The organism is Stenotrophomonas maltophilia group sp. LNF247, assembly GCF_054083135.1.
On record NZ_JBSRQL010000017.1, the window covers coordinates 59,473 to 80,448 of the forward strand.

A 20,976-nucleotide genomic window follows, 5' to 3' on the forward strand; every position below is an offset into this window, starting at 1 on the left:
CCTGGGGCGCCACCGCGGGACATCATTTGCGTGCGAACGCCAGCAGGTCGGCGTTGAACTGGTCGGCGTGGGTGATGGTCAGGCCATGCGGCGCGCCGGTGTACACCTTCAGCTCGGCGTCCTTGATGATCTGCGAGGACAGCTTGGCCGAAGCATCGAACGGCACGATCTGGTCGTCATCGCCGTGTACCACCAGCGCCGGCACGTCGATCTTCTTCAGGTCTTCGGTGTAGTCCACTTCCGAGAATTCGTGCACGCAGTCGTACTGGCCCTTGACGCCACCGAGCATGCCCTGCAGCCAGAACGCATCACGCATGCCCTGGGTGACGGTATTGCCATCGCGGTTGGCACCGAAGAACGGTGTGGTCAGGTCCTTGAAGAACTGCGAGCGGTCACCGCCCGTGCCCTTGCGGATGCCGTCGAACACCTCCAGCGGCGTACCGGCCGGGTTGGCATCGGTCTTCAGCATCAGCGGTGGCACCGCGCCGACCAGCACCACCTTGGCCACGCGCTTGCTGCCGTGGCGGCCGATGTAGTGGGCGACTTCGCCGCCACCGGTGGAATGGCCGACCAGGATCGCATCCTTCAGGTCCAGTGCTTCGATCACTGCGGCCAGGTCATCGGCGTAGGTGTCCATGTTGTTGCCGTCCCAGGTCTGGCTGGAGCGGCCGTGGCTGCGACGGTCGTGAGCGATCACGCGGAAGCCGTTCAGGCCCATGAACAGCATCTGCGGGTCCCAGGCATCGGACGACAGCGGCCAGCCGTGGGCGAACACGATCGGCTGGCCGGTACCCCAATCCTTGTAGAAGATGCGGGCGCCGTCGGCGACGGTGACGAAGTTGCTCATTGCGGTTTCCTTGGCGGAAGGGAGGGAAGGCACTGGCAGTTGTGCCGGTGCCTCCGGCAGTACAGCGCAGCGCCAGAGCGGCGACTTGCACGGCTGTGCTGGATTGCGCGGGATGTGACGCATATCGCTCTGGCACGAAGCCGTTCCGGCATTGACGATGGCGGCTGCCCTGTCGAGGAGCCTGCAATGTCGCATGCGTTCTGGAGCCTGTGGGTGTGCCTGCTGCTGACCACGGCGGCGCACGCCCGGACCAACGTCTACAAATGCGTGGACGGGCCGCATCCTGTCTACCAGCAGACGCCGTGCCAGGGGCGTGCGGAATGGCGCTGGGAGGTGCCGCCGGAGCCGCCTTCGACAGGTGCGACCGTGGCCAAGCCAGCGAGCTCGGCCTCAAGCCGTCCGCGTGTGGTGCAGCAGGGGCGTGCGCGGGCCGCTCTGATACCCATCAGCACCGATCCCGCCGCCTGTGAGCACGCGCGGCAGCAACGCGGGAAGGTGCTCGCCAAGGCCAAGCGCCTGGACTTCGTACAGCGGCGGCAGCTGGATGATGCGGTGCATGACGCTTGCCGTTGAATCCAGGTGCCAGAAACGACAACGGCGCCCAAGGGCGCCGTTGAGAGCAGATGCCAGGTGCCGGACCTCAGCGACCGTCGCTGGCCGTCGCCGGTGCCGGCGAGGGCACGCTGTCAGGTTTGGGCAGGCTCAGCTCCGGGTTGCCCTGTTCGGCCTGCAGGATCTGGATGCGGCGCTGCAGGGCGTCCAGCTGGCTGTTCGTGCTCTGCACGTCGCTGCTCAGGCTGACTGCCTGCTGCTGGGCCTGCTGCAGGGCCGCGCTGACCTGGGCCGACTGCGCCTGCTGCTGTTCCATTTCCTGCTGCAGGGTGCGCAGGCGTTCCTCGTTGTAGGCCACCAGGCGCTCGGTATAGCGCTTGCCGGCTTCCAGGCGGGTGGTGTCGATGTAGACCTGGGCAAGCTGCTCGGACTGTTGCGCGAAGGTGCGGTAGACACGCTCGGCGTTGTCGACGGCGTCAGTCTTGATCACCCGCCAGAAATTCTTCTCCTGGAACAGGGCGACGTAGTAGGTCAGGGTGTTGGCGTTGAACAGCAGGCTGGCGCCGTAATTGCCGTTGTAGGTGGTGCGCAGCTCGGTCAGCTGGCGGGCATCCATCAGCTGCTTGAGCTCGTCAACGGTATTGCGCACCACCGGTGCGCTACGAGCGGCCGGCTCTGCGGCAGCTTCGCGGTCGCCACGGGCAGCCATCGCCGCTGGTGCCACCAGCATCATGCTCACGGCCAGCAGTGCCGCGCCGTACGCGCGCCGGGCGAAGACCGCGCCCCCTGAAGTTTCTCGCATGTCTAGACCATCCACGGATGAGTGTGGGTTGAGATGAAAGTGGTTCCCCGCCGGGAGTCTAGCATGTGCGCGGGCGCCGCCAAGGGCGCCCGTCACGGGTCAGTAGACCAGCTGTGCGGCGCTGCACTGGATCGACTGCACGTTGACGTCGGTGCGCCCCAGCTCCAGGCCCAGCACGCTGGCCAGCAGGTTGGTCAGCAAGGTGCCGACGCTGTTGAGGACCGGGCGCAAGGCGGACAGGATCGGCTTCAGCAGCGTGCACAGCAGGCCACTGCAGCTGACCGTGCCATCGGGGTTGGTGACGCCGGTGCCGCCGGTGCCGTCAAGGAACCCGGCCGGCGCGGTCTGTATGTACGAGGCCAGGTTGTTGCGCACGCAGCCGTTGTAGTCGATCAGGTTGCCCAGCAGGCTGTCGCAGCGGTTGATCAGCAGGCCGCCCACCAGCGAGCCGAGCAGTCCATCGAGCACGCCCAGTCCTTGACCGGTGACCGTCACCTTGAACGCATCCCAGACCGGACCGTCCTTGTGGCAGGTGGACAGGTTCAGCAGGCCACAGGCGTAGGGCAGGCCTCCGGGTACGGTCCAGCTGTTGAGCGGGGCCAGTTGCCGGCTGGCGTCGCCATCGCGCAGCAGTGGAATCAACTTGTCCACCTCATACCGGGTGTTCGGCGGGAAGGTGGCCTGCAGGTAACGGTCGGCCAGGGCCTTGGCTGTGTCGTTGGCACTCATGCCCTGCTTGGGTGAACTGAGCATGCCCGACAGCACGCGCAGCAGCTCATTGACAAGGTCGGATACTGCGTTGCCGAGAGCAAGTGGATTGATGCGCGTCGAGCCGGTTTCGCCAGCGGCCAGGGTGAGGTTCTGCGAGCTGGTCAGGGCCGGCAGCGTGATCTTGTCGTTGATCAGGGGTTGTCCGAGCAGTTTCAGCAGCTGTTCGTTGTTCAGCGTCGCGTCGCAGACATTGTTCTTCGAGAAACGCTGCGATGGATCGACGTTGCCGACGCAGGCCCGCAGGACCGACGAATCCACCTGGATGGTGGCCCTGGGTGGATTGGCGCCACACTGGATTCCGGTCAGCGTTCCCATTCCGTTGGCGACATCGACATGCAGCGGCAGGTGCAGGCGCGTGCCCAGCAGGTTCAGAAGTGGCCCCAGTGCGAACAGGTTGTTGCTGTCCACGTCTGCCACCAGCCTTACCTGCGCGTTGTAGGCGCGGCTGCCGACACCGCCGATGGCGATCGATGGCGGCTCGACCACGCCGGCCTGGATCTTGATGCCCAGCAGGTCCAGCCCCTTGACCGCCACGCCGTTGCCATCGTTGGCGATGGAGATCGCAGTGTTGATCAGGTTGAGCACGTTGATCTGTGACTCCAGTGCACTGCCGACCGTGCCGTCGGGCGAGACGACTTCGGCGAAAAGGCCGCCGCCGCCGGACTGGCTGCCCAGCACGATGTTGAGCTTGTTGATGTCCAGCTGGGTGGCAACCAGGTCGGACAGGGCGCGCAGCTGCACGCCCACCGTGGAGTCGCGGCCGACCACGGTGGCGGTGGCGTCGACCAGCTGCGCCAGCGAAACCTTGTTGACCGACAGCAGGCGGTTGAAGTCGGCCACGCTGAGGTTGGCGCTGACCGGGATTTTCAACGCCTTGAGCAGGCCCGATGGCGTGATGTTGGCCTGGGCGAGGCCGTCATAGGAGAGCACGGTGGCGTTGGTCACATCCAGGCCGACCAGGCGCAGGGTCGACAACAGTACCGAGTCGCCATTGGTGCGCAGTAGCTGCGAACCGACCGCGAACACCGCAGTCGGTTCGGAACGGCGGGCCACGGCCTCCACGCTGACGGTGGGCAGGGTGGTGTTCTGCCCGAAGAACGGCAGCACGCTGCGCTGCGCGACGACCTGCACGGCATTGCGCGGGTTGCTGGCATCGATGGTGGTGACGAAGCGGTTGGCGGTGGTGCGGTTGGCGCTCCAGTTGCCGCAGCGGATCTGCAGGCTCCCTTCGAACGTGTTCTGGGTGAGTGCGCTGTGCCGCGCAGCGCTGTTGTCGCTGTTGTCCGAGGTGCACAGCTCCAGTCGTTGCGCTCCGGCCAGTGCGGCCAGATCAGCAACTTTCTGCGCATCGCGCTTGGCCCAGAACAGGTAGCCGATCTCGATCAGGCCCAGCATCGCCAGCAACGCCAGCATGACCAGCATCATGGTGATCGACATGCCGCCCCGTGCGCGGCTGAAACTGAACTGGCGTGGGCGTTTCATGGCCTACCTCAGCGTCCGGATGAGGATGATCCCTTGGACTTGGCGACATCGGTTTCAAAAAAGTCCGGGATCTCGTGTTCGAAGCTCTTCATGTAGCGTGCGTAGCTCAGCGTCGCCTGGTCGCCGAGGATCGGCAGGTGCTGCCCGGCCTGCTGTCCGGACGCCTGCAGGCGGAACAGGTTGCGCGCGGTATCACCGATCTGGCTGCGGCCGGGTCGCGCGGTTGCAGCGTTGCCGTCGGTGATGTCCACTGCGGCAGGCGCCGCCTGCGGCACTGGTGCGGGCCGGGCCGCCAGGTCCACGGCGGGCAATGACTCGGACTGCAGCGGCTGCGCAGCCGGCGCTGCCGGTGTGCTGCGGCCAAGCATCTGTCCGGTGAGCGGCTGTTGCTGCGCCTGCACTGCGGCGGCCGGCAGCAGGCAGATCAGAGCGGGCAGCAGGCGTCGGGCCAGGGGCGTCGCGGTCATGGTGTGTTTCCGTTCGGATGGTCGGAGGCGCTGAAGCGTTCCAGCATCGAGGGCGGCAGGCGCTGCGGATCGCGTTCGTCGCGGCTGTCGCGGCGTGGTTCCGCCGCCAGTCGCGTGGCGGCGGGCGGGTTGCCGACGGCATCTCTGGCGAGAGCACGCGCGGTGGCCGGCACGGCTGCGGCAGCGGCCGATGCGGCCTGGCGTTGCTGCAGGCGGGCACGGATCTGCGCCGCCTGCTGCTGGATGCTGAGCCGGGTCTCGTCGTTGAGGTTGGCCTGCTGGGCGAGGCGTTCGGCGGTGGTGGTGTCGCCACGCAGCACCGCCCACAGCGCGAGGTTGGCAGTGGCCTTGGCATTGCCCGGCGACAGCTCCAGCGCCTTGGCGAGGGGTTCGCGCGCGCGCTCGAACTGTCCGGCGCGCAGCCGCGCATAGCCGAGGTCGCCGAGATAGCTTGTATTCAATGGCTGCAGCTCGGTCGCCCGCGCCAGTGCCTGCTCACTGCCGGCGTCGTCGTCGCGGCGCGCGGCAATCAGGCCCAGGCCATGTGCGGCCGCGGCGGCCTGGGGGCCGCTGGAAAGCGCGCGGTACAGTGCGATCGCGGCATCGGCCTGGCCGGTCTCGCGCAGCGCGTCGGCCTGCAGCAGACGCAATGCCGGCGGATCGCCGTAGCGCTGACGGAAGGCGTCGACGTGGGCGAGCGAGGCATACCATGCGCCTTGCTGCTGCATGCGTTCGATCAGTTCCAGGTAGGCATTGCGGCTGTCCTGCGGCGCCGGTTCGGGCGCGGCCAGGCTGGGCGCGCGCAGGTACTTCGGTGTGGTCGATGCACAGCCGCTGGCGCCGGCAACGGCGGCCAGGGCAACAATCAGGCAGGAAGTGCGCAGGGCAGCCATCAGGGCGATCCCATCTTGGACAGGGTAGTGGCCAGCGCGACCAGCGCCGGCCCGGCGAGCACCAGCATCAACGCTGGCAGCAGGGTCAGCATCATCACCACGGTCATCTTCACCGAGAGCTTGCCGACCTTTTCCTTCAACGTGTTGCGACGCTGCTCACGCAGGCGGAGGCTGAACTGCCGCAAGGGCTCCTGCACCGCACCGCCATGGGCATGCACCTGCAGGATCAGCTGCATCAGGCTGGTCAGGTCATCGTCGGCATAGACCTCGCTCAGCCGCCGCAGGGACTGCGCGCGCGTGCGGCCATGGGTATAGGCGACATTGGCCTCCTGAAGTTCGCTGCCGAGTACCGGCAATGCATCGCGAAGCTTGTCGCCGAGCGTCTGCAGGCTCTGGTCCATGCTGAAGCCTACGCCCTGCAGCAGGCGCAGCAGGTCGACCAGCAGCGGCAGCTCGGTTTCGACTGCACGCCGGCGCCGCTTCACCCAGGAACAGAGAACGAATTTGGGCAACAGCAGTCCAGCGGCCAAGGCACCGATGATCACCATGATCCTGGCCAGCCCGGTGACGCTGCTGAATGTCAGCACCAGTGCCAGCACCAGCACGGCCAGCAGCAGGCGCAGGCCGAGGTAGATGGCCGTACCGCGACGGGTGTTCCACCCGGCCAGATCCAACAGCAGCCGATCTTCATTGGCCAGCAATACCGTTTCCAGGCGGCCGCCGCTGAGGGCACGGCCGAAGCGTTCGAGCCAGCCCAGCGAATCGTGCCGTGCAGGTTCGGTGTCACGGGACGTCTCGCGCGGCTGCAGGGCGGTCTTCAACGTGGCCGTTGTACGCTGCTCACGATGGCTGCGTATCCAGCCGCCGATACCCAGCAGGGCGATGCCGGCAGCCAGCACGAGCAGGGAGAGGGCGAACCAGACGCTGGCGCTCATCGGTCGTCTCCGGCGGGGCGGGGGTTCATAGCGATTTGGCCAGGCGATACAGCAGGAAGCCGCCGACAAGCTCCATGCCCAGTGCAAGCAGCAGGATCTTGTGGCCAAGCGGATCGTGCAGCACCGGCTGGAAGAAGTCCGGGCTGGCGATCGCCATCAGCACCGCGCAGGCCGGTGGCAGCAGGCCCAGCACCCACGCAGACATGCGTGTCTCGGAGGTCGTCGCCGAAAGCTCCTGCTGCGCCTGTTCCAGGTCGCGCATGAAATCACCCATGCGCTGCAGGATCTGGTCGGAGCGCCCGCCGATGCGCACGCTGACACCGATCACCACCGACAACACCTTCAGCACCTCCATGCGATAGGGTTGCGCGGCCTGCGCGAGTGCACGGTCCAACTCCATGCCGCTGCGCGCAAAGCGCACCGTGGTGTCCAGCAGCCCGCGCAACGGCGCGCTGGTCTGCATCGACGCAACCTGGAACGCGGCCTGCAGGCTGTTGCCTAGTGCAGTCAGCCGCACCAGGTTGTCGAGGAAGTCCGGCAGCTGATGCAGCAGTTGCGCACGCAGCTTCGTGGTCCGCCGCATCACCCACAGCCAGCAGCCAAGCAGGTACAGCAGCAGGGTCAGCGGAAACATCCACGCGGTGCCCAGCCGCGCCATCGCTACCACCGACAGTACCAGCCCCGGTACCAGCAGCATGATGGGGATTTTCCAGCCGGTCTGCAGCCCTGCGCGCTGCAGCAGGCCATCCAGCGGCAGCACGCGGCGCCCGGTGCTGGCGGGCCGCGCCGGATCGTTGGCAGCGGTGACGGACGGCCCGGCGGGTGCCCCGCCCGTGGCGCTTCCGCGCGAAAGCTGCTGCTCGGCGTGCCGCATTGAAACCTGGCGTTGTTCACGGCTGCTGGCCGTGCCCCACAGCCAGGCTGCCAGCGCCAGCAGCACCGCGATGATGCTCAACATGCCCAGCAGCGCGCCGGTTCCCATGCTCAGAAGTCTCCGTAGAGCGATTCGCGCAGCTGTTGGCGGAACGGCTCCAGCTTGTGCGAGTGTGGATGGAAGCCCAGCCCGACCCAGCGATCGATCTCTTTGCCGTTGCCGTCGATCTGCAGTTCGTGGCGGAACATTTCCTGGGTGGTGATCAGGTTGTCGCTGACACCGGTGATCTCGGTGATCGATACCAGCACGCGGCGGCCGCTGCCCAGGCGCGAGATCTGCACGATGAAGTCGATGGCACTGGCGATCTGCCGGCGCAGGCTGTCCTCGCTGCCCTGGAAGCCGGCAAATCCAGCAAGCATCTCGATCCGGTACAGGCAGTCGCGTGGTGAATTGGCGTGGATGGTGGCCATCGAACCGTCGTGGCCGGTGTTCATGGCCTGCAGCATTTCCAGCACCTCGGCGCCACGCACCTCGCCCACCACGATGCGATCAGGGCGCATGCGCAGGCTGTTGCGGACCAGATCGCGGATGCTCACCGCGCCATGGCCTTCGGCGCCACCGATGCGGCTTTCCAGGCGGACCACATGCGGGTGGTTGAGCGAAAGTTCTGCGGTGTCCTCGACGGTGATCACGCGCTCGTTCGCGGGGACGTAGCTGGCCAGGGCGTTCAGCAGCGAGGTCTTGCCGGAGCTGGTGCCGCCGGATACCAGGATGTTGCAGCGGCCCAGCACCATCGCCTTCAGCAGGGCGTGCATCGGTTCGTCGAAGGTGCCCTTGGCCAGCAGTTCATCGGGAGTGAATGGATCCTTGCGGAACTTGCGGATGGACACCATCGGTCCGTCCACGGCCAGCGGCGAGATGATCGCGTTGAGACGGCCGCCGTTGGGCAAACGCGCATCGACCATCGGGTTGGAGTCATCCAGGCGGCGCCCGAGCGGGGCCAGGATACGTCGCAGGATGCGCAGCAGGTGCGTATCGTCGGTGAATCGCTGGGTGGCCCGCTTGAGCTGGCCACCCTGGGAAACATGCACATCCTTGAAACCGTTGATCAGGATGTCTTCGATGGACGGGTCGTGCAGCAGGTCGTCCAGCGGGCCAAAGCCGGTCAGCTCCTTGACCAGGCCGTCGGCGACCACCTGCATCTCTTCTTCGTTGATCGGGATGCGCCACTCCTGGATGAAGCCCACCGTCTGCACCTGCACCCAGCGGGCGATGGTGTCGGGCGCCCAGGAATCGATGTCGATGCGCTCGTCCTCGATGCTGTTGAGCAGGTGCTCATGCGCTGCCGACAGCACCTTCTGGTACTGCTCGGTCTGCGCGAACGGCTGATGGCCCGGCGTGCTTTCGGGCAGCACCGGCCGGGCAACGGCATGCGGGAAAGGGGTTACCTTGTCTTCCATTGCGATCCACCCAGGGCAAGGGAGAGTCTTTCCCGCAGGCCCTGCGCCTGCACCCGGCAAGCGGCCGGGTCCAGGCGCGAAACCAGTGGGGCGAGGGCACGCAGATAGGGGTCACGCGGCGCATCCTGCAGCAGCAGGTGGCCCTGGCTCGCTGACAGGCGCACGCGGGGGCGCTCGGGAAGCGTGGCCAGCAGGGGCACCTCGAAGCGGCGCGCAATCTGCTCCGGGCTCATTCCGCTGCTGTCATCGTGGCGGTTGATCACCAGCTGCAGCCGCTTCTCGCGTTCGCGTTGCCCGGCAAGGTGCTTCAGTGCCTGATCGAGCGACACCAGCGTGGCGATCGAGGCATCTGTGACCAGCCAGATCTCGTCGGCCTGGTCCAGCAGCAGCGGTGGCAGCTGGCGCACCGGGCAGCCGCCGGCATCACACAGCACGCTGGCGAACACGGTGCGCAGGCGCTGCAGCAGCGCACCCGGATCGGACGGCGGCACCGCGTCGCTTCCGCTGGCGCGGTCCAGCAGCACCAGCCCGGAATCGTGCCGGGCCATGGCCGTGCGGGCGAGGGTGGCGTCGATGCGGCTGGCGTTGCGCAGCGCGTCTTCGTAATGGAAGCGGCTGTCCAGGTTGAGGTACAGCGCAAGGTCACCCGAAGGCTGGGCCAGTTCCATCAGCAGGCCGTCCTGCTGCACTGCCTCGCCCTGTGCCAGCGCACGGGTCTGCTGTGCCAGCACCGAAAGGTGCGCGGCCATCGTACTGGTGCCGACCCCGGCGCGCACGCCCAGCAGGACGATCAGGCGCGCCTTGTGCGCGTGTTGCGCGGCGGCAGCTGGTCGTGGTGACAGGGCACGACGCAGTGCGGCCTCGACACCGGCGTTGTCGCTGTCCAGGTCCAGTACGTCACGCAGGCCCGCCCGCAGTGCGATGACGACGCCCTCTACCTGTCCGGCACTGGTGGCACCGACGGCAACCAGTGCGAGGTCCGGTTCTGTCTGTTGCAGTTGCTGCGCCAGCACGCTGGAGGCGGCGGCATGCTCGGGGCGGAAGTCGAGCAGCACAAGGTTCTGCGGCCCGCGGTGCAGGTCCTGGGCGGAGGTCGGGGCGCTGCTGTCCTGCCAGTGCAGGGTGGTGGTCGGCGGCAGTTTGGCCGCCAGCCGGGGCAGCAGTTCGCGATCCATTCCGTACAGGACCAGGTTCATCGGCGGTCCTTGCGGATGCAGCGGCTGGGCAGTGGCGTAGGGCATGGGCGTGGTATCGCAGGCATCATGGAATCAGCGTGAGAAGCCGGGTACCGGGTCCTGGCTGATTGGACCCAGCAGCCAGGCGCCCCATTCGGGCATGTGCGGCTTGGCTTCGCGGTCGCCGGGCAGTGGCAGTTCGGTGTTGCGGGCCAGCGGCTTCACCAGGCGTGGCGTGACGATGATCACCAGCTCCTTGTCCTGGCGCTTGTAGTCGAAGTTGCGGAAGAACGAGCCGATGACCGGCAGGTCACCCAGCAGCGGAATCTTGCCGACGCTGGAAACCACGTTGGAACTGACCAGGCCACCGATCACGAAGCTCTCGCCATCGCCCAGCTCGACCGTGGTGTCGGCGCGGCGGGTGGTGATCGATGGAATCTGCACGCCATTGAGCGCGATGGCGTTGCTGTAGTCCAGGTCGCTGGCTTCCGGCGCGACTTTCAAGGCGATGCGGTTCGGCGCCAGTACCGTCGGTGTCACGGTCAGGCCGATGCCGAAGGGCTTGTAGGTGATCGTGGTGGTGCCCAGCCCCTGCGGCTCCAGGATTGGCAGCTCGCCGCCGGCAAGGAAGCTGGCGCTCTGGCCGGACAATGCGACGAGGGTAGGTTCGGCCAGCACGCGCGCCATGCCATTGCTCTGCAGCAGGTCGACGTCGGCATTCCACAGGCCCTTGGTCGAGCCGAACACCAGGCGGAACGCCGAAGAAATGGGCGATTCGGCTTCGTTGCTGGAGTTGCCTTCCTGCATGCCGGGCAGGATGCCGGTGTTGCCCGGCAGCTGGCCGCCCGGGCGGGCGAATCCGTAGGCGAAGTTGCCATTGCGGTTCTGGAAGCTGATGCCGATCTGCTTCAGAGCGGTCTTGTTGAATTCGACCACCTTGACCTCGACCTGCACGACGCCGCCGCTGCTTACCGTCGATGCGTCGGCAAGCAGTCCGTCCTTGCCCAGGGCCATCGCGGCGGTCTTCTGTTCCTGCATGTGCGACAGCACACTGTCGGTGCTTCCCTGCAGCAGGCCCTGATTGTCCTGCTGGGTGAACACCAGTCCGTTCGCGCCCGCGTCGGCCGCGCCCTGCACCGCGCTTTGTACCCGCACCTGCAGGCGCTGTGGCTCGGCCTGCTTGCGGTGCCAGAGCAGGAGCGTGGTGGTGCCCGGTGCCTTGCCGACCAGCAGTGCCTGGCGCTGGCCGCGCAGCATCACGATATCGGCCACGCCCGGGTCGGCAATGGCCACCCGCTCCAGGTCACCCGGCAGGGGCCAGGGGCGCTGCTCGCGCGTCTGCAGTACCAGGTCGTCGGCGGCCACGCTCGTCGCCGGTGCCAGCAGCACCAGCAGCAGGGCCAGCCAGCGCTGGCGGGGGGAAGGGCGTGGACTGCGGCGACGTTCGGTCATGGATGCGCTCGATGCAGGTCAAAGGGAACCACGGGGGGCGGAGCTGTCACCCCGGATGATTTCGATACCCGATGCGCGCGGGGCGCTGCGCCGGGGGGCGGGTATGCGTGCCGGGGCATCCTGGGTGCTGCGGGCCGGCGTGTTGCTGCGGCCGGCCAATGCATCACCGTCGATGCCGGCGTAGGCGTGATTCTCCGGCCGTTGCAGCGCAAGCTGCTGTTCCGCATCCAGCCCCCGCAGCGGATCGATCACACCGCGTGCCTGCGGGAACAGCGCCAGATCGGGCTGGCCGGGATCGGCAGGGTTGCGCAGGGCCAGGAACAGTTTGCCCTGCTGCGCACCCAGCAACAGCCGGTTGGCGTCGGCCACCGGTACCGCCAGTACCGCGCTGCGTGCCGGCTGGGTGGTCTCGCTGCCCGTGCTCTGGGTGCTGCTGCTTCCGGTGATGTCGGCGGCGCGTGGATCGTTGCGCGCATCGGCTTCAGTGCTGGCGACAGCGCCAGCGTTGGCCAGGGCGATGTCCTGCTGGCCATAGCTGAGCACGCGCAGGCGCGACAACAGCAGGCGCGTCTGTGCTGCATCGGCCGGCCCGCTGGCGTTGGGTTGGGCGTTGCGCAGGTTGAGGAACACGTCGACAAAATCGCCCGGCACGATGCGGTTGCCGGCACCCACCAACTCGTCAACCGGTACCGCGAGTGCGCGCTCTCCGGGGCGCAGCTGCAGCGAGAATCCCTGCGCAAGCGCATTGCTGCTGATTGCCGTGCCTTCGGCAATGTCCTGCACCGGCACCTTTCCCACCACGGCGGAAATGCTGGAGGCGGCACCGGCAATCGGGGCGCTGCGCTGCGCCAGGCGCAGTCCATTGGCAGAAATGGGTTCGCCGGCCGGCAGTCGCGCCACCGCCTCCACCACGGTGATTGCCTGGGCTTCGCTCTGCGCGGCCGGGGCAGCCGTGGCCGGCGCGGCTTGCCTGCGCCCGATCATCAGGGCGATGACCGCCAGCAGCACGGCCAACCCGATCAGGGCGACGGCGGCGATGCGGGTCAACTTGAGCATGGAACCGTCTCCTGTAGCGATCGTCAGTTGCCGCTGCCGAGGTCGAGTTGCGCGACCGCCACGCTGCGGATGGGAGCCCGCATTACCCACTTGTAGAGCGTGGCGGTGCCGGGCAGGAAGGGATGGCTTGCGTAGTCGTAGCTGACGGTCACGGTCATGCACTGGGCGCTGGCCAGTCCGGCGCAGGGCGCCTGCGCGGAAACCAGGATGGCGTTGCTTCCCCCATTGCTGCAGTCGACGGACTGCCCGGAGAAGTTCAGCAGCCACTGCATCGAGCTGCGCGCCGCAATACACGCCGCGGTACGACGTTCATTGGCGCTGCCATAGCGCAGCGATGCGCGCGCACCCTCGGCCGAAGCGGTTGCCAGCGTCTGCTGGGCCGCCATGATCATCACGCCGGAGAACGTAAACAGCAGCAGTGGCAGCAGGCCCAGCATGAGCATCAAGGCGAACTCGATGCTGGCCGCACCACGTTGCCGGCGCGGGTTGGGGGTGTTCATGGCACACCTCCATACGTAGTGATGAGGATCCAGGCGATGGCCGACACGGCCAGGTAGGCTGCATAGGGAATGCCATGGCGTCCCTGGCGGGCGTTCTGCATGTCGCGCAGCGCCGGGTGTGAATGCCACTGCGAACTGGCCCGGTTCAGCTGGGCTTGCAGGCCGACGGGCAGTACTGGACCCACCCGGCGTGACGCCAGCACCAACGCGGCATGTGCGCCCGCTGCGAGGCTGGCCGCGATCCAGATCGGCAGCAGTGTCTGCCAGCCCAGCATCAATCCCAGCATGGAAAAGAACTTGACATCCCCGGCGCCCATCCAGCGCAACGCATGGAACGGCAGCAATGCGACCAGGCCGAGCGCCGCGCCGGCAACGTGGGAAGCCCACGGCAGGCGCGGCGCGTTGAACTGTCCGGCGATGAGCACGACAACGGTGATCGCGCATGCGGACAGCAGCCAGGCGTTGGGCACCCGCCGGGCGTACAGATCGCTGATCGCGATCCGCAGGCATACGCCGATGGCCAATAAACCCAGCAGTGTCATCGCACACTCCGTCGCCCGTCAGTGGACGCTCAGCAGTTGCTGTCCCTGATCCAATCCAGGAGGCGGCTCAGGCGGGCGTGCTGCCTGAAGCCTTGTTGGCAAGCTTGGTGAGATTCTCAAAGAGCGTGCTGAAGAATGTCTGGATCTGCGTACTGCCCAGTGCGATCAGCACTCCCGCAATCACAGCGGCCAGCAGCCCGTACTCGAGCGCGGTGACACCATCTTCTTCCTTCAGGAACTTGCGGATCGATGCGTTCATGACGATTGTCTCCCTCTACCTGTCTGCTACAGGACACCTGTTGGGCGGTGGCCCGGCTCCGCCGGGATCGTCCGTGGACCTCCGCACGTCCTGGCGGAGGAGGCAAGGCGGGATGGACCCGCTGTGCTCAAGCAGGGTGATCGCTTCCAGGCGGGACGCCGTTCGCACAACCGCGACCGCGCGGCGCGGGGCCGGTGGTCGACGTGTCGAGCGATACGTGCATGGTCATGCTGTCCCCCTGGGTGCGGTCATTATCAAAGACCGGATCACCGTGTTATCGACTTTGCCTGAATGGCGGCCGGCTGCAACCGGAACCTATATGCAAATTCGGCAGAATCCCTTCGGTCCTTAATTTTTCACGCGGGTTCTGTGACGGAAATCCGTTCGCTCGCACAACGATTCATCGACGTGCAGATAATGTGATTTTGGTTTCAGTCGAATGCGAGAACTGTGCCAATCACGTCAGCATGATTTTCACGTCTGTATCCATCCTGTTCAACGCGGGGCAGATGTTTACCCCGCTGAATTATCGGGCATACTCGTATTCAAGTACTCGCGTTTCTTTTGGGGTGCGTGCGTTGGCGGCGCGCATCCCGGTGATGGAAGAGATTCCATGAGAGGTGCGCGCCCTGTCAGGCAGTGGGGGCCGTATCGCACGACGGATAATCGGGGGACGACACTGTCATGGTCGATGGTGGGGTAGGAGACAGCGACGACAGCGGCCTGCGGTCGATCGACCTGGCGACGCTGAGCGGCGTGCTTCGTGTATGTGATGTTGAACTGCTACTGCTCGATGGCAATGGGCCACGGGCGGCCTTCGCTTCACGCGTGCACGAGGAGGCGTTGTTCTGCAGCATCAGCTGTGGATTCCATTGCCGTGGACGATTCATGCTGCCGCCGGACTGGGCGATGCTCGGCTATCTGCACGCCACCGATGAGACGCTGAGCTGGTGCCATGGTGTACCGCTTGCGGCGGGTATGGCGTTGACCGTGATGCCGGAGGGCATCAGCGAGTTCACCCTGAGCCCGGGCACGCACATGACGCTGATGCTGGTGCCGGCGGCGCGCGTGCAGCGCAAGCTGACCGAACTGAGCCTGCGCAGCACGCCACCGGCTGGGCAGGCACTTTCGTTGTTCAGCCTGGCCAACGAAGCAGCGCCGTTGGCGCGCCATTATCAGCAGCTGCACCTGCAGCTGGGGCAGGGTTCCGGCCTGCAGCCGGAAGAAGCCGAGCGGCTGCTGCATGAGCATGTGCAGGCACTGCTGGGCGCGGGTACCGCCGACCGCCCGGGCTGCAGCCGTGCGCGGCGCACACATTATCTGATTGCTCAGCGTGCCGAGAATTTCATGCGGCTCAACCTGCGCCGCAACATCTACATGAATGAGATCTGCGATGCCGCTGGCGTCAGCGAGCGCGGCCTACGTTATGCATTCGAGGACCTGTTCGGCACTTCGCCGAACCGGTACCTCTCCATGCTGCGCCTGTGTGCCGCCTGCCGGAGCCTGTCGATGGCCGATTCCAGCCGCCGCTCGGTGAAGGCCATCGCGCTCAGCTGCGGGCTTTGGGACCTCTCGCGCTTCGCTGATAATTATCGCAAGGTATTCGGCGAACTGCCGCGCGATACCCTGATGCGCGCGCCCGCGCAGATCGGCCAGCCGGCCTGAGCCAAGGTCCCGCAAGGGTTTCCACGGCATTCATGCCGGAATTGCGCATCCGTTTGCCGATCATGCTGCCGCTTCTGCATAGACGGCTGCCGATTCCGGCCGTGGATTTGCCGGAATGCGCGATTGCCGTGCCGGATTGAAGTGCGCCACCGCCGTTGCAAACGCTGAAATGTCAGTCACCTGCCTAACGGCAAGTCCACTGACATTCCAGTTGTTCGCCTACGGGGGAAATGCTCATGAACCGCATCTACCGGCGTGTATGGAACCGCCAGCTCAATGCTCTGGTTGTGGCCTCGGAACTGGCCACCGGCGACAGCGGCGGCAGCGCCGCCCGCGATCCGCGCAGTGCACTGCTGATGCCGACCGCACTGGCCCTGGCCCTGCTGTGTGCGCTGGCCAGCGGGCATGCAGGCGCGTCCGAATCCAATCAGTCTCTACGTGACCTGCAGGCACTGGCCGCGAAGTACGCGCAGCCGATGCCGGTCAAGGTCGACGCGGAAGTGGCGCTGGCTGCCGCATCGCGCCAGGCGCAGAGCAGTCCGGCGATCAGCGCTGACGCGCGTGTCGGCCTGCAGCTGAGTACGAACTCGCTGCCGATCGTACGCGACGTGCTGCCGGCCACCGTGCAGGTGAAGCTGGCGGCGAGCGCTGCGCCGAAGCAGGTCGCGGTTCCTGCGCTGGCTGCCGATGTCCGCGCCAATGTCGGGCTGGGTCATGCAGCGTCCCATGTGGCGAAGATTGATGCATCGCTGGCGGCCAACGTTGCGCCGTCCGCGCATGCGCCGCTCGGTGTGGCTGCGGATGCCCAGGCGAAGGCCGGCGTTGGCATCGCCGGTACCGAGGTGGCCTCGATCGATACCGGTGCCAAGGCGGCCGCCGCTGTTGCTGGCGCACCGGCTGGCTCGCTGTCCGGCCTCAAGGCGTCCGTTGACGGCAAGGTGGATTCGCAGCTGAAGCTGGCGGGCCACCATATCGACGGCCAGGGGCAGGTCAAGGCGACGGCGGCGGTCACGCTGCCGGCCAAGGAGGAGCTGCCGGGCGAGACTCATGATCGTGCGATCACCGCGGCCTTCGATACCGGTGTTGCCGGCAACGTGCGCGTGCAGGCGCCGGGTGGCCACGAAGTCGTGGCCGACCGCAATCTGAAGCTGGCCGGCCAAGCGACCGTGGCGGCGCAGAACAGCGCGCTGGGCGTCGATGGCCTGGTGGGCGGCGTTGTCGGCGCGGCAGGCGGCGCCGTAGGTGGCGTGCTTGATGGCACCGTAGGCAACACGGTTGGTGCGGTCGGCGGCGCCTTGCACGGCACGGTTGGAACGGTAGGCGAAGCACTGGGCAGCACGCTCGATGGCACCGTTGGAACTGTCGGTAGCGCGGTGGGTGGTGCAGTGAACGGCGCCGTTGGTACGGTTGGTGCAGTCGGCGGAACCGTGGGTGGTGCACTCAACGGCACGGTCGGTTCGGTCGGCAGCACCGTCGGTGGCGCGCTCAACGATGCAGTTGGCACCGTCGGTGCCGTTGGCGGTGCCGTGGGCGGCACGCTCAACAGTACAGCGGGTGCAGTGGGCAGCACCGTCGGCGGTGTACTCAACGGCGCTACAGGTGGCAGCCTCGGCGGCCTGGGTGGCCTGCTGGGCGATACGCTGGGCAATGTCGGCAGTGCCGTAGGCAACCTGCTCAACGGCAACCTCAACGGCACCATCGGCAATCTCGGCAGTGCCGTAGGCGGCCTGGTCGGCGGCACGCTTGGCGGGCTCGGCCTGACCCAACCCTCGGCCATACCGCCCACCAGCCCAAAGGCGCCGGCGCCGGCCGACCCGAACGCGGGCCTGATCATCGGCACCGGTGGCCTGGTCGGCAATGTCGGCCAGCTCATCGGGCCGACCACCAGCAGCCTGTTCGGCGGCGACGGCTACCTGAGCAACGGCAATCTCAAGCTCAGCAACGCCAACGTGATGCAGACCTACTCGACGGTCAATGTGCTGGGCCTGCCGGTGGTCAACCTGTCGCCGGTCGGTAGCACCCTCAATGGCCTCGGCGGCGCCGTCACTGGCGGCAGCTCGCACCTGACGCTTATTGGCGGCGTTACCTCGGACAGTTACATCTACAACATCAACAACGGCAATCCGGGTGGCCTGCTCGGGCTGCTGCTGCCAACGGATTCGCCGGAATGGGCGGCGAAGTGCCTGGACATCGCGCTGGCCGACATCTCCTGCTGGGCCGTCAACGCGGCACAGGACTACCAGGTGCTGATGGGTGACGGCGCCTTCGCCAACGGTTCGAAGGAAGTGGTGATCGGCGCCAATGCACGGCACGAACTGCCCAGGGTCGATGCCAACGTTGCCTTCCCGGGCGATGGCGTGAACGATCCCACCAACCCGACCGGCGTCCCGACCGCAGACTACGCTGCGCGCATGGGCCATTCGGTGATCGTCGGTGACAGTGCCGTCGGTACCGCCAACGGCCAGACCCTGCTGGGTGCTGAAGCCACCTCCAACCAGGCGAACTCGGTCGCACTGGGCTACCGTTCGGCTGCACTGCGCGGCGCGCAGGCCAGCTACAGCGCTTATGGCCTCACTGCACCGCAGGTCTCGGCCGGCGAAGTATCGGTGGGCACCGCCGGTGGCGGCGAGCGCCAGATCACCAACGTGGCTGCCGGCAGCGTCAACACCGATGCGGTCAATGTGGCCCAGTTGAAGGGCGCCATCAGCCTGATCGATGATGTGGCGGCAGCTGCGGTGACCTACGACCTGGACGGTGCCGGCAACCCGAACTACCGTCGGGTGACGCTTGGCGCGGGCACTGGCACCACCACCATCGGCAACCTGGCCGGCGGCGCGGTCACCGCGGGCAGCCTGGAAGCAGTCAACGGTGGCCAACTGGCTGCGACCAACGCCGCCATCGCCAGCTTCTTCGGTGGCCGCGCCGCGTTCGATCCGGCCAGCGGTGCCTTCACTGCGCCGCTGTTCGAGATCAGCACGATCTCCACCACCGGCGCCATCGCCCAGGGCCTGTACACCAACGCCACCGATGCCTTCGCGGCGGTGGATGGTTCGCTGGTCAACCTCAACACGCAGATCACCGATATCCGCAACGGCGGTACCAAGTACCTGCGGGTGAACTCGACCGGTACCGAGGCCGTGGCCACCGGCGCCGACTCGATCGCGGTTGGTACCAATGCCCGCGCCACCGCCTCCAACAGCATCGCGGTGGGCGCCGGCAGCCTGGCTGACCGTGCCAACAGCGTATCCATCGGTGCCGCCGGTGCCGAGCGCCAGGTCACCAACATGGCGGCCGGTACCGCAGCGACCGATGCGGTCAACCTGGGCCAGCTGCAGGCCTCGGAGCAGGGCGCCCTGCGCTATGACCTCAACGGCGACGGCAGCGTCAACTACGCCAGTGCCACGCTGGGCCAGAGCGGCACCGCCACCACGCTGCGCAACCTGGGCCCGGGCCAGGTCAGTGCCACCAGCAGCGAGGCCATCAACGGTGCCCAGCTGTTTGCGGCCAACCAGGCCGTTGCCACCCACCTCGGAGGTGGCGCGGCGGTCAACGCCAGCGGCGTACTGACCGCGCCGACCTATTCGATCAACAACGTTGCCGCCAACGGCACCGTGACCAAGGGCAGCTACAACGACGTCGGTACCGCCTTCGACGCGGTCAGCAATTCACTGGCCAATGTGGCCGACCAGACCGGCGAGATCGACAAGCTGGCCGTGAAGTACGACGTCGACGGCAGCGGCAACGTGCTCAACAGCGTGACGCTGACGGGCACCGGCAGCGGTGCGGTGAAGATCACCAACGTCGCCGCCGGCAGCATCCTGGCCGGCAGCAGCGACGCCATCACCGGCGACCAGCTGTTCAGCACCCACAGCACCATCGCCAACTACTTCGGCGGCACCACTGCCTACAACGGCACCACCAACGCGTGGACCGCGCCGACGTTCAGCATCTCCAGCATCGCCACCGATGGCACCTTCAGCAGCGGCGATTACAACAACGTCACCGCCGCCTTCACTGCCGTCGATGGCTCGCTGAAGGTCCTCAACCAGCGCATCACCAACGGTGGCGGTGGCAGTGCCTACCTGGCGGTGAACTCGACGGCGGCCGCAGCCACCGCGGCCGGTGCGGAAGCGGTGGCGGTCGGCCCGCAGGCCAGTGCGGCCGGTGCCAACAGCGTGGCGGTCGGCAACGGTGCCAGCGCCAGTGCAGGCAACAGCGTCGCCCTGGGTGCCGGTTCGGTGGCCAGCGTTGGTGCGCAGAGCGGCTACACCGGTGCCTACGGCCAGACCGGCGCCAGCAACTCGGCCGGTGAGGTCTCGGTCGGCAGCACCGGCAGCGAGCGCAAGATCACCCACGTTGCCGATGGCTCCGACACCTACGACGCAACCAATGTCGGCCAGCTGAAGAATGGTGTGAACTACGCCATCGATGAGTCGAAGAAGTACACCGACCAGAAGATCCAGAACATCACCAACGTGGCCGGCAGCTTCCGCGCCAACAACACCAACAACCTGGCCGATCCGTCCGCCAGCGGTGCCAACTCGGCCGCCGGTGGTGCAGGCTCCACCGCCGCCGGTGCCAACTCGACCGCGCTGGGCAATGGTTCGCAGGCGCAGGCCGACAACTCGGTGGCGCTGGGGGCGGGTTCGGTGGCGAACCGGGCCAACACGGTCTCGGTCGGTGCCAGCGGCGCCGAACGCCAGGTCGTCAACGTGGCTGACGGTTCGCAGGCCACCGATGCGGTCAACGTGCGCCAGCTGCAGGCCTCGCAGCAGGGCACGATCCGCTACGACACCACGGTGAACGGTGCGACCAACTACAACAGTGTCACGCTGGGCAGCACCAACAGCGGCCCGACCACGGTGCGCAACGTCGCCGCCGGCACCGCCGGTACCGACGCGGTCAACGTGGATCAGCTGAAGTCGGGGATGGCGCAGACCCTGGACTGGTCCAAGGCCTACACCGACGAGCGCATGGGTGGCTTCGAGCGCGACCTGCGCAAGACCGACAACCGTGCTTCGGCCGGTATCGCCTCGGCGATGGCCACCGCAGCCCTGCCGCAGCCCAGCGAAGCGGGCCGCAACATGGCCTCGGTCGCTGCCGGCAGCTACAACGGCGAGTCGGGCGTGGCGGTCGGTATCTCCGGTGTCTCCGAGGGAGGGCGCTGGATCTACAAGTTCAGCGGCTCCACCAACAGCCGTGGCGAGGCCGGCGTGGCCGTCGGTGCCGGCATCCAGTGGTGAT

The 20,976-nt window shown here is 66.8% G+C and carries 17 protein-coding genes; 3 read left to right on the forward strand and 14 right to left on the reverse strand.

Annotated features, from left to right (window positions below; translation table 11 throughout):
- Window positions 1-22: 22 nt before the first annotated feature.
- The gene (locus tag ACTXG9_RS15865) at window positions 23-847 is read right to left on the reverse strand and encodes an alpha/beta fold hydrolase (RefSeq protein WP_197575859.1); all 825 of its coding nucleotides are present in this window, start codon (window positions 845-847) and stop codon (window positions 23-25) included.
- Window positions 848-1,033: 186 nt separating this feature from the next.
- On the opposite strand from ACTXG9_RS15865, the gene ACTXG9_RS15870 reads away from it, so the two are divergent.
- Window positions 1,034-1,420 (forward strand): hypothetical protein, encoded by a 387-nt coding sequence (locus ACTXG9_RS15870; RefSeq protein WP_197575858.1) that lies wholly within the window; start codon window positions 1,034-1,036, stop codon window positions 1,418-1,420.
- A 67-nt stretch (window positions 1,421-1,487) separates the two neighbouring features.
- Here ACTXG9_RS15870 and ACTXG9_RS15875 read toward each other — a convergent pair whose 3' ends face one another.
- From ACTXG9_RS15875 to ACTXG9_RS15935, 13 genes are all read right to left on the reverse strand, one after another.
- On the reverse strand, window positions 1,488-2,201 hold the full coding sequence (locus ACTXG9_RS15875; protein ID WP_019659968.1) for a DUF2968 domain-containing protein: 714 nt from the start codon (window positions 2,199-2,201) through the stop codon (window positions 1,488-1,490).
- Window positions 2,202-2,300: 99 nt separating this feature from the next.
- Window positions 2,301-4,454 carry a TadG family pilus assembly protein gene (locus tag ACTXG9_RS15880; RefSeq protein ID WP_206621386.1) on the reverse strand — a complete coding sequence of 718 codons (2,154 nt, stop codon included), beginning with the start codon at window positions 4,452-4,454 and terminating at the stop codon, window positions 2,301-2,303.
- An 8-nt stretch (window positions 4,455-4,462) separates the two neighbouring features.
- On the reverse strand, window positions 4,463-4,921 hold the full coding sequence (locus ACTXG9_RS15885; RefSeq protein WP_019659966.1) for a DUF3613 domain-containing protein: 459 nt from the start codon (window positions 4,919-4,921) through the stop codon (window positions 4,463-4,465).
- The gene (locus ACTXG9_RS15890) at window positions 4,918-5,814 is read right to left on the reverse strand and encodes a tetratricopeptide repeat protein (protein ID WP_111102428.1); all 897 of its coding nucleotides are present in this window, start codon (window positions 5,812-5,814) and stop codon (window positions 4,918-4,920) included. Before ACTXG9_RS15890 ends, ACTXG9_RS15885 begins: the two co-directional genes overlap by 4 nt.
- Window positions 5,814-6,749, reverse strand: coding sequence for a type II secretion system F family protein (locus ACTXG9_RS15895; RefSeq protein WP_111102427.1), 936 nt, complete (start codon window positions 6,747-6,749; stop codon window positions 5,814-5,816). Before ACTXG9_RS15895 ends, ACTXG9_RS15890 begins: the two co-directional genes overlap by 1 nt.
- Window positions 6,750-6,774: 25 nt before the next feature.
- On the reverse strand, window positions 6,775-7,731 hold the full coding sequence (locus ACTXG9_RS15900) for a type II secretion system F family protein (protein ID WP_019659963.1): 957 nt from the start codon (window positions 7,729-7,731) through the stop codon (window positions 6,775-6,777).
- A gap of 2 nt (window positions 7,732-7,733) precedes the next feature.
- Entirely contained in the window at window positions 7,734-9,083 is a 1,350-nt protein-coding gene (locus tag ACTXG9_RS15905; RefSeq protein WP_019659962.1) for a CpaF family protein, read from the reverse strand.
- Window positions 9,068-10,324 carry an AAA family ATPase gene (locus tag ACTXG9_RS15910; protein WP_019659961.1) on the reverse strand — a complete coding sequence of 419 codons (1,257 nt, stop codon included), beginning with the start codon at window positions 10,322-10,324 and terminating at the stop codon, window positions 9,068-9,070. The genes ACTXG9_RS15905 and ACTXG9_RS15910 overlap by 16 nt, the downstream gene beginning before the upstream one ends.
- A 27-nt stretch (window positions 10,325-10,351) precedes the next feature.
- The gene (locus ACTXG9_RS15915) at window positions 10,352-11,710 is read right to left on the reverse strand and encodes a type II and III secretion system protein family protein (RefSeq protein ID WP_111102426.1); all 1,359 of its coding nucleotides are present in this window, start codon (window positions 11,708-11,710) and stop codon (window positions 10,352-10,354) included.
- Between the two features lie 18 nt (window positions 11,711-11,728).
- On the reverse strand, window positions 11,729-12,766 hold the full coding sequence (cpaB, locus tag ACTXG9_RS15920) for a Flp pilus assembly protein CpaB (RefSeq protein WP_111102425.1): 1,038 nt from the start codon (window positions 12,764-12,766) through the stop codon (window positions 11,729-11,731).
- A gap of 23 nt (window positions 12,767-12,789) precedes the next feature.
- A complete protein-coding gene (locus tag ACTXG9_RS15925; RefSeq protein WP_058982316.1) occupies window positions 12,790-13,266 on the reverse strand; it encodes a TadE/TadG family type IV pilus assembly protein in 477 nt (158 codons plus the stop codon).
- Window positions 13,263-13,808 (reverse strand): A24 family peptidase, encoded by a 546-nt coding sequence (locus ACTXG9_RS15930; RefSeq protein WP_456115687.1) that lies wholly within the window; start codon window positions 13,806-13,808, stop codon window positions 13,263-13,265. Before ACTXG9_RS15930 ends, ACTXG9_RS15925 begins: the two co-directional genes overlap by 4 nt.
- 67 nt (window positions 13,809-13,875) lie before the next feature.
- Window positions 13,876-14,067, reverse strand: coding sequence for a Flp family type IVb pilin (locus ACTXG9_RS15935; RefSeq protein ID WP_021204284.1), 192 nt, complete (start codon window positions 14,065-14,067; stop codon window positions 13,876-13,878).
- Between the two features lie 684 nt (window positions 14,068-14,751).
- On the opposite strand from ACTXG9_RS15935, the gene ACTXG9_RS15940 reads away from it, so the two are divergent.
- Window positions 14,752-15,732 carry an AraC family transcriptional regulator gene (locus ACTXG9_RS15940; protein ID WP_021204283.1) on the forward strand — a complete coding sequence of 327 codons (981 nt, stop codon included), beginning with the start codon at window positions 14,752-14,754 and terminating at the stop codon, window positions 15,730-15,732.
- A 236-nt stretch (window positions 15,733-15,968) separates the two neighbouring features.
- Window positions 15,969-20,975, forward strand: coding sequence for a YadA-like family protein (locus tag ACTXG9_RS15945; protein WP_456115688.1), 5,007 nt, complete (start codon window positions 15,969-15,971; stop codon window positions 20,973-20,975).
- Window position 20,976 lies beyond the last annotated feature (1 nt).